Raw genomic sequence first — 14121 nt, forward strand, 5'->3', positions numbered from 1 at the left:
CATTTATGTTGCTGAACATCAATTTTTAGTATTTTTCCAATTTTGGAAATACTTTAATGGAGACTTTTCTTTTAAAAAACTACTACGGCATTGGTGGCATGACAGAATTAATTTTGAATATGCCGAATATTGCATGAAGAGTATGATGTGGCATGGCGGCGGTGGATTGGATCAATACTTAGATTCAAAAGAATTTGAAGAAAGAGCGCAAGCTGTTATCGCAGCCAAATTTAAAAACAATCCCATCATCAAGGGAGTTAATCAACTCTTCCCAGATTTTTTAACAGAACAATTGCGTGTCAGTTCTTACTCTACTGGTTTAGGTCAATTTTGGCGTGTGATGGCTGATATTTTCCTCACTTTATCAGACCGTTATGATCAAGGTGAAATCAAATGTATTCCTGATGTTGTAGAACACGTCAAAGCAGGTTTGGTAGCAGATGCCAATAAGCCGATTACCTACGCCGTTAAAATTCGGGAAAAAGTTTACGACATTATTCCTAAATCTACTGGTTTAACATTTCTTGCAGATACAGCAATACCTTATGTAGAAGCAGTTTTCTTCCGAGGAACAGCTTTTCATGGCACAGTTTCATATAATGCCCAAGCTTATCAAATTCCTCCTGATCAAACCCGATTTCAATATGGTGCTTTGTATGCGGATCCTTTACCCATTGGCGGTGCAGGTATTCCTCCTACCTTGTTGATGCAAGATATGCGTCATTATCTTCCAGATTATTTGCATGAAGTTTATAAGCGTAGTCGTCGGGGAGAAGATGATTTGCGAGTTCAAATTTGTATGAGTTTTCAAAAATCGATGTTTTGTGTGACTACAGCGACGATTTTAGGACTCATGCCTCATCCAGTTGATACTCAAAATCCAGATGAGCAGAAAATGAATCGAGTCTTTATGCAAAAGTGGCTTGATAGGTTAAAAACTTCGCGTTTGGAAGAGGTGAACGACCAGTCTAACTTTTGTTTGGTATCATATCCACAATAATTACCACAAGAAATGTCATCTGATACGACATGATTCATGCTTTCACAACCTTTAGGGTTCTTAAGCTTGTATCAGCACAACCGCTGATAAATCCACCCAACTCCTGAATGTGTTGTAAATACTCTAAAGCACATGGGGAAATAATTTCTCCAGGCATCAAGATAGGAATTCCTGGTGGATATGGACAAATGATTTCCGCACAAATGCGTTTTGAGGTTTCTTTGAATGGCGAGGTTTCTGTAGGAGCAAAAAAAGCTTCACGAGGCGAAAGATGTATTGAATTTCTTGTTATGCTAAACAAATCCTTTCCTTCGCTCATTAATAGGGAGTAGGCGGGAGATGGAGTTTTTCGATACTCTTTACTCAGGGTACTAAAAGCTTGCACAAGTTGTTCAATATCTTTTTGGGTGTTACCGAAACTGATGATGAAAGTCAGATGTAGGAGTGATGAAAATTCAGCCGTAACACCCAGCTTGTCATTCAGAATTTCCTCAGCTTCAAAGCCAGTCAAACCTAAGCGAGAAACAGTGACGGTTAATCGGGTTTTGTCTAAAGCAACAAAACCAGGTGATTCCCCGTTACCCCCCTTACCCCCCTTAATAAGGGAGGTTGGGGGGTTTTCCAAAACCGATAAACCAGGAATTTGACTAATACGAGTTCTCGCTTCTTGGGCTAGTTCCAATGTGCGAGACATTAACTCTTGACCATAAAGCGCCATCTGCTGACGCGCTGCATCCAGAGAAGCTAAGAGTAAATAACTGGGACTAGTCGATTGTACGAGTTGCAAAGCTTTACTAACACGGTCAATATCTATCCTGTTGCCTTGAACATGTAGCATTGATGCTTGAGTCAATGCACCTAGTACTTTGTGAATAGATTGTACAGTGATGTCAGCACCTGCGGCTAAAGCTGGAGTGGGTAGTTGGGGATGAAAGGCGAAGTGTGCACCATGTGCTTCATCCACAATTAAGGGGATGTTATGTTGGTGGGCGAGGGAAGCGATCGCCCTCACATCTCCACACACACCGTAGTATGTGGGATAAACCATCAACACCGCTTTCGCATCAAGATGCTGTTCCAACGCAGCTTGTACAGCCGTGGGAGTGATACTGTGAGCAATATCTAAAACTGAGTCATATTCTGGATGAATAAAAATTGGGATAGCGCCAGAGAGAATTAAACTTGCGATCGCAGAAGAATGAACATTCCGAGGCAAAATGATTTTATCACCTGTACCGCAAGTCGCAAGAATCGCCGCTTCAATTCCGCAAGTAGAACCATTGACAAGAAACCAAGTTTGTGATGCACCAAAGGCTTCAGCCGCTAGCTGCTGCGCTTGCTGAATCACCCCACTTGGTGCAAAAAGGTTATCTAATTCTGCTAATTCTGGCAAGTCAGCACGAAACACTGCTTTGCCAAAAACATCAGTTAAGGATTTGGAAATCCCTTGTCCTCGTTTGTGTCCTGGGGTGTAAAAAGGAGCGTGAGGACGTTCTGCACAGGCTTTTAAGGAGTCTAGTAAAGGTATTTGGTTTTGATTGAGCATTTTGGCAACAGATTTTGTGGCGGATGTCGCGGATAAGTTACTTTGTCAGTCTTCGCGCATAAGACTAAATACTTACTCAGCAAAGCTTTTAGTCCATTTGAATGGACTTAGGCTATTAGTCTGGAACTTCAGTTCTAGGCGGGCGAGGTTTCATTAGAGAATCGTGCAAGATATCCGTTCATCCGTTGCAAATAGTCATATTGGAAGATGTCCCCAGCATCTGTTGTCATCTAGGTTGGTAAAAGTCGAATGATTTCAGTAGAGATACCATGATTTATCCCAATCCTGGACAATTACCTGAACCACAGCTTCCTCCTCCATTACCAAATCCCGAACCATCACCGGAACCAAGAATTCCCCAACCTATACCCGAACCTGTACCGGAACCTGTACCCAATCCTGCGCCTCAACCAGTTCCAGGACCAGTACCAGAACCTGTACCTGCTCCGATTCCGCAACCAGTTCCAGCACCTATTCCCCAACCAGTTCCAGCACCTATTTGAAATTCCTTGCTAGTAGTTTTGTTTTAAGATAGCGTTTGGTACCAAATCCAAAATTTCAAATCTAAAATGCTACGAGCCGGAATTGTCGGACTCCCCAACGTTGGAAAATCGACTTTGTTTAATGCCGTGGTTGCCAATGCCAAGGCAGAAGCAGCCAACTTCCCTTTTTGTACTATAGAACCGAATGTCGGCGTTGTCTCTGTGCCGGATGAGCGGTTAAATGTTTTATCGAAGATTTCCTCCTCAAAACAAACTGTTCCGGCGCGTGTTGAGTTTGTAGATATTGCCGGTTTGGTCAAAGGTGCAAGTCAAGGTGAGGGACTGGGTAACCAATTTCTTTCCCACATCCGAGAAGTTGATGCAATTGTTCATGTCGTGCGATGTTTTGAGAATGATGATATCATTCACGTTGCTGGTTCAGTTGATCCAGCACGAGATATTGAAATCATCAATTTAGAGCTTGGTTTAGCCGATTTAGCACAAATTGAACGGCGGATAGAACGCACCCGTAAACAAGCTCGTACTAGCAAAGAAGGACAGATTGAATTAGCTTTGCTGGAAAAATTAGCTGCTGCATTAAATGAAGGAAAATCAGTACGGCAAGTTAGTTTGACCGAAGAAGAAGCCGAGATTATTAAACCACTTGAACTGCTCACCAATAAACCAATCATTTATGGTGCCAATGTGTCTGAAGATGAATTGGCAACGGGTAATGAATACGTAGAAAAAGTGCGAGAAATTGCATCTACTGAAAATGCACAAGTTGTCGTCGTTTCTGCCCAAGTTGAATCGGAATTAGTTGAATTGCCAGAAGAAGAACGGTCTGAATTCTTGGCATCTTTGGGTGTAGAAGAAGGCGGTTTAAAATCTTTAATTCGCGCCACTTATACTTTGTTAGGTTTGCGTACTTACTTCACCACAGGAGAAAAGGAAACCCGTGCTTGGACAATCACAGCAGGAATGTCAGCACCACAAGCAGCCGGTGTGATTCACAGCGATTTTGAACGAGGATTTATTCGGGCAGAGACTGTTGCTTATAAGGATTTAGCCACAGCAGGTTCAATGAATGCTGCCAAGGAAAAAGGGCAAGTTCGCAGTGAAGGAAAAGATTACGTCGTGCAAGAAGGCGATGTGATGTTGTTCCGATTTAATGTGTAATTTTGTTGAAATTAAAGTAAATAGAAACCCGGTTTATTCAAGAAACTGGGTTTCTTAATTAGGCTTGAGAACTAACTCCATATATATCCTAGACGTCAGTCATTATCAAATAAATAACAAAATAACATGCTTGAAATTCCAGTTATTGATTTATCTTCCTTCACCACTGGTAAAGCAACAGCTAGGCAAACTGTCGTTCAACAAATCTATCAAGCTTGCCATGAAATAGGATTCATGTACTTAAAAAATACAAACATATCACATAACTTAATTAATCAAGTACTTAAACAAAGCAAAGACTTCTTCGATTTACCTTTGGCAGAAAAGCAACAGTTAGCTTGGACTAATGAATTTAGCAATCAAGGTTACGTTGGTTTTGAAAGAGAACGGCTTAACCCCAATAACCCAGGAGACTTGAAAGAAGCGTTTAATATTGGTAAACAAAAGGCAATAGATATAGATGTAACAGATAGATTATCTCCTGTATTCACTGCCTCATCTTCTCCTGCAAAAAACCCTCATATTCTCAACTTTTACCAAGCTTGTACAGAACTTGCTAACAAGGTGTTGCAAGCGATCGCTTTAGCTTTAGAATTGCCACAAGATTTTTTTACGACAAACCATAACCAGCAAAATCATACTTTGCGACTGCTGCACTATCCATCTTTATCCCAGCCACCCAAACTACGACAAGTTCGCGCTGGTGAACACTCCGACTATGGCAGTATTACCTTATTGTTTCAAGATGAAGTTGGGGGATTAGAAGTACGAACAGCATCAGGAAAGTGGATTGCAGCTGCACCAATTCCTGATACTATCGTCGTCAACACTGGTGATTTAATGGAACGCTGGACAAATCACGTGTTTTGCTCAACCAAGCATCGAGTGATGATTCCAAATGATCATACACTCAACCAGTCAAGATATTCTGTGGCATTTTTCTGTCATCCCAATGACAATACAGAAATTGTTTGTCTAGAAAGTTGTCAGAGGGACAAATCACCTATTTATCCTCCTATTCTTGCAGGAGAATATCTTTTAAGCCGTTTACAGGCAACCTATTAAGCGGTTCTTGAATAAACCTACTACAGAGCGGCGTAAATAGGGCAACCATTTAAAATTCCTAAAAAGCCCGTTCCATAATACTTTTGACTTTTGACTTTTGACTTTTGACTTCCGCGCAGCGGTACTACCACCTACAAAATGTCTGCCTTGATCTTGGGTGAGCAAAACCAATGAATACCGGATTTCTTCGTTCTCACTCTATCAGCTCACCCATATTAAAATCTATTCTTATCCAACCTTTGAGTCTTCGTAAATTGTCGAGAATCAGTAAGGGAATCTGCCAGTGATGTACGAGCAGAAAGGGTAAGGGATCACTCACCTCAAAAATTGCTTCTTTCCCCCGCAAAATGTTTCTTACCCAAGTTTGCAGTTGCTTAAACGATCTAATCTCATTCAGCCGCCAAACTTCGTGGTACAGCCAATAGGTTGGCTTACTATCAGCAAGAGGCTGCAAAGATTCAGCCAGAGGTTCTTTACCAAGATAGGCATCCGCTACTCCTGGATGATTGTAAAACATAGTAATGGCGGAGTGAGTACGGGGGTTACACTCAATCGCATAAACAGTTCCGTCTTCTACCTGGATGAAGTCAAAGGAAAGTTGCCCGGTTTTTCCTAGTTCTTTTGTAAAATGATTCGCCCATTGCATAATTTCTGGCTGATCAACGTTTTCGTAGTTGACTTGAAAGGCGGATGACTCACAGCAGCAGTACATTCTTGACTCTCCATCTCGCGCGGTAGTGTGAGTGCAGTATTCCTTTCCAGGGATGAATTCCTGCATAATCCAGGGGTTTTTCTCACTGATGGGCAAACTCTTGACAAATGCTGCTGTTTCTGCTTGTGTATCGCAAGGTAGCTTGGTGAGATTCAAGCGACGTATTTGATCGTAGGGAATGCTTTTAAGAATGTATTTGCGCTTCTCCTGAGAAAAGTCAAAGTTGATGACTTGTTCGGGATCGGTAATTTTGAAGGATTTGGGGACTGATAAACCGAACGATCGCGCTGTTTCGGCAAAGGCAAATTTGTCATCCAGAATCTTCGTGAGATCAGCATCGAAGTGGAAAAACTCTACATCGTCTGGTAATGGTGGCTTGCCGTGATCATAGTGGATGACAGAAAAAATGGCTACCGGGATAAAAAAGTCGATCTTTTCTTTTTTGGCGATCGCGTGTAGGGTTTCAACGTAGCCTTCTAAGTCTTTGCTTGGATCGGGAACGGTATAAAAGCCTGCAACAGAATTGGAATATTTATTACCACTTGGCCAGAATTTCTCGATGTCAATTATAATCACCCGATGCCCTGCTGCATGAAATGAACGCGCTAGCTGAAGAGTTTTCGTCATTCTCGCGCCAGCGATCAAGATATTTTTGGAATTGGGGTTGACAACAATTGACTTGCCAAATGGTTGCTTGAGAAAGTTCAACAGTAGCGAAGTCAAGACGACGATGCAGTTAAAGGGAAATGCGATCGCCAGTAATACAAGAGTGCCTAAGTTTTGGAAAACTACAAAAATCTGCTCCTTCATACTTATAATTGTGACATGATAGTGGAATTAGTGGCTGGTGGCTTGTAAAAATGAAGCGGAACAAACAGATGCAATCGGAGCCAGTAAACTTACTATCACTTACGGGTTGCAGAGGTAGAGGTTTTATATCTTACGTCTTCTCCAAACTGTATGAGTTTCCCGATATTAAAATCAATCCTCACCCAAGTTCTTAAGGAGCGCAAACTATCGAGTAATAGTAAAGGAATGTGCCAGTGATGTACCATTAAGAACGGTAGTGGGTCGTTTACTTCAAAGATTGCATCCTTTCCTCGCCAAATATTTTTAAACCACTTTTGCAACTGCTTTAACGATCTAATTTCATTAAGTCTCCAAAGTTCGTGATAAAGCCAATAAGTAGGCTTACTATCACTCAGAGGTAAGAGAGGTTCAGCCGGAGGCTCTTTACTAAGATAGGCATCCGCTAAACCTGGATGGTTGTAATACATTGTAATTGCAGAGTGAGCGCGAGCATTGCACTCGATCGCATAAATCGTCCCATCTTCCGCCTGAATGAAGTCAAAACAAAGTTGTCCAGTCAGTTGTAGTTCTTTGACAAAATGACTCACCCACTTCTTAATTTCTGGGTGATCAACCTTTTCGTAATTGACTTGAAAAGCAGATGATTCGCAGCAGCAGTGTACCGTTAATTCACCATTCCTCACTGTATCATGAGTACAGTATTCTGTTCCGGGAATAAACTCTTGCAATATCCAAGGGTTCTCTTTACTAATTGGCTTACTTTTGACATAAAGCGCCATTTTTTCGTGAGACTCCATTGGTAGCTTGGTCAGATCTAAGCGTAAAACAGAGTCATAGACAATACTTTTGAGAATGTACTTGCGCTTTTCGTTGGAAAAGTCGAATTTAAGAACTTGTTCGGGATCTGTAATTAGGAAGGTTTTCGGGACAGATAGCGAGAGTGAGCGTGCTTTTTGGGCAAAGGTAAACTTGTTATCCAGCATCTTCATTGTATCAGCATCGAAGTGGAAATTCTCACAATAGCCTGATAACACTGGCTTGCATTCCGAGTCGAAGTAGCTGGCAGCAAAAATGCCTACCGGGACAAAAAAGTCTATGTTTTCTTTTTTGGCGATCGCACGCACGGCTTGAGTATAGCCCTCTTTGTCTTCGTCGGAGTCAGGAACTGTGTAAAAGCCTGCTACAGAGTTAGAAAATCGATAACCACTGAACCAGTATTTGTCGAGATCAAATAGAATGACTCGATGCCCTGCTGCGTGAAATGATCGCGCCAGTTGAAGGGTTTTGGTCATTCTACCACCACCGATCAAGATATTTTTCGGATTCTCGTTCAAAACCACTTGCTTGGCATACCTTCGCTCGAAAAAATTCCACAGCAGGGATGCGAGTACGACGGTGCAGTTAAAGGGAAATGCGATCGCCAGTAATGCAAGAGTGCCCAAGTTTTGGAACACTGCAAAAATCTGCTTCCTCATAGTTGTAATTGTGACATGATAGTGGAACCAGTGGCTGGTGGCGAGTCAGATATTAAAGGGATAAGGAGATGCGCTCCTTGTCCCCTGCTTTCCTACACTCGCCAAATGATCGTCAAGCCGTCTCGAATTGGCAGTAGCACTTGCTCAATCCGGGGGTTATCTTTGACGATGCGATTGAAACAAGCGATCGCCTCCCCATTTTTGGCTCGCTCCAAAGAAGGCAAGTTTACTTGCCCCTGATGCAACGTGTTGTCCACACAGATGAATCCGTGAGGAGACAATAAATTGTCGTCTAGCAGTATTTGAAAGTACTACACATACTCAGTTTTGTTAGAATCAATGAACACCAAGTCAAATGACTCCTGTGCTGCTGCTAGCTTCTGGAGTGTTTCTAATGCTGGTCTCAATTCTACATGAATTTTGCCACCGTGAGGGGCGATTGCCCAAAGGGCAGACGCGACGAGCGCGTATCGCAAAACGTCGAACACTCAACTAGCTCCCAAGGCGATTATTGAAACGGGGAGCATCTTTATCAATCAAATACTCAATGACCAGTGCCCAAATTGCGAGATTGTAGGCACGGTTTTGCAGCGTCCGGCTATTTTCTCCAAAAGCCGCCATGAATGACGCTGTTTTGTGGTCGGTGGGTGCGTCGGAACACAAGGCGGTTCTTGAATTGATTTCTTGCAAAAGCCTAATTTCTGAAAATCAAACCACATCTACGTCTAGGGTGCGTCCATCTGCGGATCTAAATTCATTCATCATAATTTTTGCAAAAAATCTCATAGATGAAGTACAGCCAAAAGCATACAGAACGCACAACCCAGAAGAAATTCTTAATACCGAGTGGCGTTCTGAATTCCTTTAGAAAGTGAAAGTGGTGCGGAGTACGCCTACAGTTGTCGTATCATTTCTACTGTTGCCTTCAGGATTGAACAAAACAAATGCTCCAGGAGTAATGCTGATATTATCACTCACTTTAAAACGATAGTAAGCTTCTAAATGATAAGGAACAGCCCGCCGCGCACCATCAGGAGTCAATCTAGCATCACCATCTGCAGAGGTGCGATAAAGTGGCTGTCCAAAAATAATCCCCGCATTGTTTCCTGGTTTGAATAAATCATTGAAGTGCAATCCCGCCATCCAACTTGTGAAGGTGGTAGAAGCATCAACACGACCAGAAGAATCATCAACAAACATTGCTGCACCGTAGCCAGATAAAGCAACTTTTGGAGATAAACGCCAAGTTACTGTACCGCCAAAAGAGTTTAGTTCAACTGGTGTTCCCAATGAAACACCAGCCAAAGCACCAATATCACTACTGGTTAATCCTGTACCCAGGATGTTGATTTCGTGATAACTGTGGGCATAGTTGAAAGCAATATCCAGGGAACTGCTTGGTTTAAAGGTTAATTGTGTTGCTACAATACTACTACCTCCAAACACGCCTGCTCCCAAAGGTGTGCGAGAAACACCTGGCTGGATATCCGCAGCCGAAGTAGGAATATTGGCATTTGCACTGGCATAAAAAGCTCTCAGATCCACCTGCTTTGATATGTCAAAAATAAATCCTGCAGCCGATGCCAAACCAGTACCAGAAGTACCACCAGAGAGACGTACCACGGGGTTCAAACCTGCAAAGCGAGAAACTGCTTCTTGTCCTTCACCAGCAAAAGGTGTGATGGCAGGAAAGGCATCCGATGATTCCACCGCAGTTCCAGCAAACAAAGTTAATTTTTTAGCAATGGGAAAGATATAAACTAGTTTGTAAAGCTCAATGTCATTGCTACCCGTGCTCGACAAAGTCTTAACATCAAGGCCAGGAAATTGCGGTTCAAAACTGACACGAGCGTTACTGGCACTAAATCCAGACGGAGCTAATCCCAAAGATTCTTGAAGGCTACCGCGACCGTCCGAACCACCTAAAAAGTTATAAGCTTGCAAACCAGTAATCAGTAAGTCTTTGCCTGTAAAACTGGTGTTGAGATTCAACCGCACTCTATTTGTCAAGATGATATTTGGATCATTCCTACCAGGAGCGCCTCCTGTAGCACCAATAGCTGCAAAAATTGCCTCACCACTCAGTTTAGTCGTTGTGGAAAACTGATTTGCTTGCAACTCTGCCGTGCGAGCTTCTACAACATCTACCCGACCTCGCAGTGTCGCCAGTTCTGCGCCGAATTCTTGTTGCAGTCTCTGCAAGGTGGCTAAATCCTCTCTTTTTACCAAATCAGCAGTCGCTGTGGCAACAAGTTCGTTGACTCGATTGAGACAGGCGTTTAAGCCAGCAGCAAATTCATAGCGAGTCATCGCGCGATTGCCTCGATAAGTACCATTTGGATACCCAGCAATACAACCGTAACGCTCAACTAGAGATTGCAGTGCTTGAAAAGCCCAGTCCGTAGGCTGTACATCAGATAATTGCGATACAGATGTGACTTGTGCTATCACATTTGATGCGGGGACTTGATTTGGAAATTTTGCAGTTAGCCCCAAATTGTTGCTTTTCTGCTTCTGATTCAAAGTAGGTAAATCTTGTTGTTTGCTATCCGTAGATACAATGAGTTGTCCCTGAGTTTGGCTGCCTTTTTGTATGTCATTAATACTGCCTATACTTTCAGTTAAAGAACTGCTATTTTGTGGTAATTGTTCTGCCGCGTAATTAATTTTAGATGTGTTATTAGCAATATCTAGATTCGGTATTACTTGTGCAGATAATGGTTTGGCAATTAAACATAGAAAACTTGCTCCGCTGGCAGAGGCTAGTAAAAATCTTCTCATGGCAACTCCTACACACTGAAATAAAGAAATTTAGACTGCGATCTCAAAAAAACAATGGTTTAGTAAAATCAAGGCAAACTATGCAACACAATATTGCTTGCTTCGCCTTCCTTGTCCCTCAGAAAAAAGTTTTCTTTTAGTGAATTGACTAACCACTTTATGAGTAATTACCGCAAGTGTTTAATTATCATAAATCTATTTACGTCAATAATTAACACAAGCTGATATTTGTAATTTTTATAATTATCATCTAACCAAGTATTGCTCTATTTATCATAGCTTAGAGTTTGTATTATAAAGTACAAAATATGACTACACCTACTTAACACAAAATTTTACTGTATATTTGCGGTATTTTTTGGAACTATATTGTATATTTTTAGTAAAATTTTAACAGTATTTGATAAATTTTAGAAGAATTTTTGTCCCCAAACCAAGTAATTTTACTCTAGCTAGAGTATAAAATATAATTTATGCTTCATACACAGGGATAGGGTTAATATCTTTTTATCATTTTTTGATACATAGGTAGATTTTATGTAGCTTTCGCAAAAGTAGCCTGAGAATTACGGAATCGCGATAGTTTCTTTTGTATTTTTTATTAAGAGTCTCACAACAGAGAGAAGCAAACTAAATATTAAGAGGATTTTAAGGATTTTATGAAGCAATATTTGAGATTTGCCAAGCGGTTTGGGCTACTGTTTACTCCATTGGTAGCGACTTCTGTGCTTTTCACCTCACCCAGTCAAGCAGCTACTTTTGCTTTTTCTGATGGAGAATTAAGTTTGACAGATTTCAACGGAATTCTTTCCACAGAATTTAACAGCGACAATAATGGTGAGACTAAAGGTATTACTCTGGGTAAGAATGATTTTGTAAACTTGCAAAATATTCCAACTGTAGAGACGTCAAATTCTCCACCAAAAGCATTTACTGATGTTGTCAGTTCAGTGAGTGGTGAAGGTAGAAACTATACAGGATTCGTAAAAAGCGATTCGGAAATTGTTGGTAATTTTGATATAGGTGCTGGTAAAACCTTTTCTTTCAATTTCTCCTCTTTTCTAAACCTAGGAACACAAATAGATGCATCTCCAGTAGAGAATGCTCAAGCAAAAGGAGACATTGCCTTCTATTTATACGATACTTCAAATATACCAGAACAAACTCTTCCTGACTTGATTACTGGTTTATTAGACAATCCAAACAGCATCAAGAAAACTCCGCTTTCCTTCTTTTCTCTGGCTGGGAATATCAATACTCTTGGTAATGATTTTCTGATCAATAAAAATAGTTCAGATATTACCTTAAGCGAGAGTTATAAAGAAGTTGATTTGGAAGGAAATGAAGAAAAGACTCTGGCTGAGTTTCGGGGATATTTCCAACGTTATTTTGAAAAACAAGCAAATATCACTTTGATTGCGACTAGGAGAAGTCAGGCGAGAGTGACAGCACCTGAACCTTCAACAAGTTTAGCTTTAGTACTATTTTTTGGGTTACTAGCTATAGCTAACAAAGGTAGATTTAGGACAAAAATTTTAAATAACTCTTCAGGAATTAAGATGGTTAAATTGTAGATAGTAATGACGTCAAGCTCTATACTAAAAATTTGCAAAGAGGTTTTTTTCTTATGGCGACTCCAAACCCATCTACTTCTGCACCCTCCGCGTCACCTAGTCAAACGGCGACTTCTGCTCTTTCTTATGGAGATTTCTTCTTAACAAACTTGAGTCAAAGCTTTGCCACTATTAACAGTGATAATCAGGCTGATACCTCAGCTACTGCAGATGGTGGTACAGCGACTGTTTACAATAACGCAGTCGTAGAAACTGATGATACAAAAGTATTGACTTTTGCAACTAGTTCAGCTTCTGGTGAAAATAGAGATTTTTTTGCATTAGCTGAAACTCATGCAATTATTGTTGGTAACTTGTTTATAGATGCAGGTAAAACTTTATCTTTCAATTTTACATCGACATTAGACTTGGAAACCTTAAAAAATGCATCACAGCAGATAGATAATGCCAGCGCTATTAGAGAGGTTTCCTTCTTTTTATACGATACTTCTGATATACCTAAAGAAAAGCTTCCAGACTATCTGGCCAATTTACTATCCGACCCAGATAGTATTGAAAAAAAACCTTTAGTGTTCTTTTCTCTATCTGGAAATTTAAACACTTTGAGTAATGATAACTATTTGACCAGCAAGAAAAGCGAAAATGTGACAATTAGTTCTGAATTGAAAGATTCTAATTTTGCTGGAACTCAAAAATTTGCTAGTATTTTTGTCCGTGGTTCTGTAAAACGCTCTTTTAATAATCAAGCAAATATAACTTTAGTTGCTTTGAGAAGAGGTCAAGCGAAAGTGACAGCACCTGAACCTTCACCTACTTTAACTTTACGCTCAACGAAGCCTAAATTACTGGGCGTTGCTACCCAAGGTAGACATCAAGGTGCGACTTCAAATCGTTTTTCCGATAGAAAGACCATGAAAGTTACTGTTGGAAAATAATTGCGGTAGCATGACAATCTCATGATGAAATTGGTTGGAGTTGGAGTTGAAGTAACACCAAAGAGAGAGAATATCTTTTGAGCCTGTTCATAAAGATATTCAATGAAAACCTACGACTGGATTGTTGTTGGTGCTGGTATTACGGGTGCTGCACTCGCCTACGAACTGGTAAAAAAAGACTGCAAAGTGCTTTTACTAGAACAATATGCAACACCAAACAATGCAACTCGTTATAGTTATGGTGGTTTAAGTTTTTGGTGTGGTGTCACTCCACTCACTCGCCAATTGTGCGACGAGGGTATCGCACGTCACCGCATCCTGTCGGAAGAGTTGGACGCTGATACTGAGTTTAGGGAGCTAGATTTATTATTGACCATTTCCGCCGATACAGATCCAGCAAGTGTAGCAGCGTCTTACACTCGTTTTGCTATCCCTCCCAAATTACTCAGTTTAAAGGAAGCCTGTGAATTAGAACCTCTGTTGAATCAGGAGGCTATAGCCGCTGCTTTAACTCACATCTTGCACCTGGAAATATGGATGTCAAAACCAAAACTACGTGCAA

12 protein-coding genes and 1 pseudogene are annotated in these 14121 nt (G+C 41.0%); 7 read left to right on the plus strand and 6 right to left on the minus strand.

Annotated features, from left to right (window positions below):
* Nucleotides 1-1000 (plus strand): CO2 hydration protein (locus tag DP116_RS19925; RefSeq protein WP_169156827.1); only part of this gene is annotated, 1000 nt, incomplete at its 5' end.
* A 34-nt stretch (nt 1001-1034) separates the two neighbouring features.
* Here DP116_RS19925 and DP116_RS19930 read toward each other — a convergent pair.
* The gene (locus tag DP116_RS19930) at nt 1035-2546 is read right to left on the minus strand and encodes an aminotransferase class I/II-fold pyridoxal phosphate-dependent enzyme (protein ID WP_169156828.1); all 1512 of its coding nucleotides are present in this window, start codon (nt 2544-2546) and stop codon (nt 1035-1037) included.
* A gap of 269 nt (nt 2547-2815) precedes the next feature.
* Here DP116_RS19930 and DP116_RS19935 point away from each other — a divergent pair, with 269 nt between their 5' ends.
* The 3 genes from DP116_RS19935 to DP116_RS19945 all read left to right on the plus strand — a co-directional run bounded on the left by DP116_RS19935 (nt 2816) and on the right by DP116_RS19945 (nt 5272).
* A complete protein-coding gene (locus DP116_RS19935) occupies nt 2816-3049 on the plus strand; it encodes a hypothetical protein (protein ID WP_169156829.1) in 234 nt (77 codons plus the stop codon).
* 66 nt (nt 3050-3115) lie between these two features.
* On the plus strand, nt 3116-4207 hold the full coding sequence (gene ychF / locus DP116_RS19940) for a redox-regulated ATPase YchF (protein WP_169156830.1): 1092 nt from the start codon (nt 3116-3118) through the stop codon (nt 4205-4207).
* Nucleotides 4208-4333: 126 nt separating this feature from the next.
* Nucleotides 4334-5272, plus strand: a complete 939-nt coding sequence (locus DP116_RS19945) for an isopenicillin N synthase family dioxygenase (protein ID WP_169156831.1) — start codon at nt 4334-4336, stop codon at nt 5270-5272.
* Between the two features lie 193 nt (nt 5273-5465).
* Here DP116_RS19945 and DP116_RS19950 read toward each other — a convergent pair whose 3' ends face one another.
* From DP116_RS19950 to DP116_RS19970, 5 genes and pseudogenes are all read right to left on the minus strand, one after another.
* Nucleotides 5466-6794, minus strand: coding sequence for an ATP-grasp domain-containing protein (locus DP116_RS19950; protein WP_169156832.1), 1329 nt, complete (start codon nt 6792-6794; stop codon nt 5466-5468).
* A 95-nt stretch (nt 6795-6889) separates the two neighbouring features.
* Nucleotides 6890-8269, minus strand: a complete 1380-nt coding sequence (locus tag DP116_RS19955) for an ATP-grasp domain-containing protein (RefSeq protein WP_169156833.1) — start codon at nt 8267-8269, stop codon at nt 6890-6892.
* Nucleotides 8270-8361: 92 nt separating this feature from the next.
* Nucleotides 8362-8736 (minus strand): annotated as a pseudogene (locus DP116_RS19960) (O-methyltransferase); the annotation flags it as partial.
* Nucleotides 8737-8761: 25 nt separating this feature from the next.
* On the minus strand, nt 8762-8959 hold the full coding sequence (locus DP116_RS19965) for a hypothetical protein (RefSeq protein WP_169156834.1): 198 nt from the start codon (nt 8957-8959) through the stop codon (nt 8762-8764).
* A 174-nt stretch (nt 8960-9133) separates the two neighbouring features.
* Complete coding sequence (locus DP116_RS19970; protein WP_169156835.1) at nt 9134-11050, minus strand: iron uptake porin; 1917 nt, start codon at nt 11048-11050, stop codon at nt 9134-9136.
* Between the two features lie 710 nt (nt 11051-11760).
* Here DP116_RS19970 and DP116_RS19975 point away from each other — a divergent pair.
* The 3 genes from DP116_RS19975 to DP116_RS19985 form a co-directional block, all read left to right on the plus strand.
* Entirely contained in the window at nt 11761-12624 is an 864-nt protein-coding gene (locus DP116_RS19975; protein ID WP_169156836.1) for a hypothetical protein, read from the plus strand.
* A gap of 53 nt (nt 12625-12677) precedes the next feature.
* The gene (locus DP116_RS19980) at nt 12678-13559 is read left to right on the plus strand and encodes a hypothetical protein (RefSeq protein ID WP_169156837.1); all 882 of its coding nucleotides are present in this window, start codon (nt 12678-12680) and stop codon (nt 13557-13559) included.
* Nucleotides 13560-13661: 102 nt separating this feature from the next.
* On the plus strand, nt 13662-14121 hold a 460-nt coding region (locus DP116_RS19985), incomplete at its 3' end, for an NAD(P)/FAD-dependent oxidoreductase (RefSeq protein WP_169156838.1).

Origin of the sequence: Brasilonema bromeliae SPC951 (assembly GCF_012912135.1) — a bacterium.
GTDB lineage: Bacteria > Cyanobacteriota > Cyanobacteriia > Cyanobacteriales > Nostocaceae > Brasilonema > Brasilonema bromeliae.

Excerpts from the sequence above, each read along its gene's own strand:
- DP116_RS19930 (WP_169156828.1), bottom strand. The coding sequence starts at position 2,546 with ATGCTCAATCAAAACCAAATACCTTTACTAGACTCCTTAAAAGCCTGT.
- DP116_RS19935 (WP_169156829.1), top strand. The coding sequence starts at position 2,816 with ATGATTTATCCCAATCCTGGACAATTACCTGAACCACAGCTTCCTCCT.
- ychF (WP_169156830.1), top strand. The coding sequence starts at position 3,116 with ATGCTACGAGCCGGAATTGTCGGACTCCCCAACGTTGGAAAATCGACT.
- DP116_RS19945 (WP_169156831.1), top strand. The coding sequence starts at position 4,334 with ATGCTTGAAATTCCAGTTATTGATTTATCTTCCTTCACCACTGGTAAA.
- DP116_RS19950 (WP_169156832.1), bottom strand. The coding sequence starts at position 6,794 with ATGAAGGAGCAGATTTTTGTAGTTTTCCAAAACTTAGGCACTCTTGTA.
- DP116_RS19955 (WP_169156833.1), bottom strand. The coding sequence starts at position 8,269 with ATGAGGAAGCAGATTTTTGCAGTGTTCCAAAACTTGGGCACTCTTGCA.
- DP116_RS19970 (WP_169156835.1), bottom strand. The coding sequence starts at position 11,050 with ATGAGAAGATTTTTACTAGCCTCTGCCAGCGGAGCAAGTTTTCTATGT.
- DP116_RS19980 (WP_169156837.1), top strand. The coding sequence starts at position 12,678 with ATGGCGACTCCAAACCCATCTACTTCTGCACCCTCCGCGTCACCTAGT.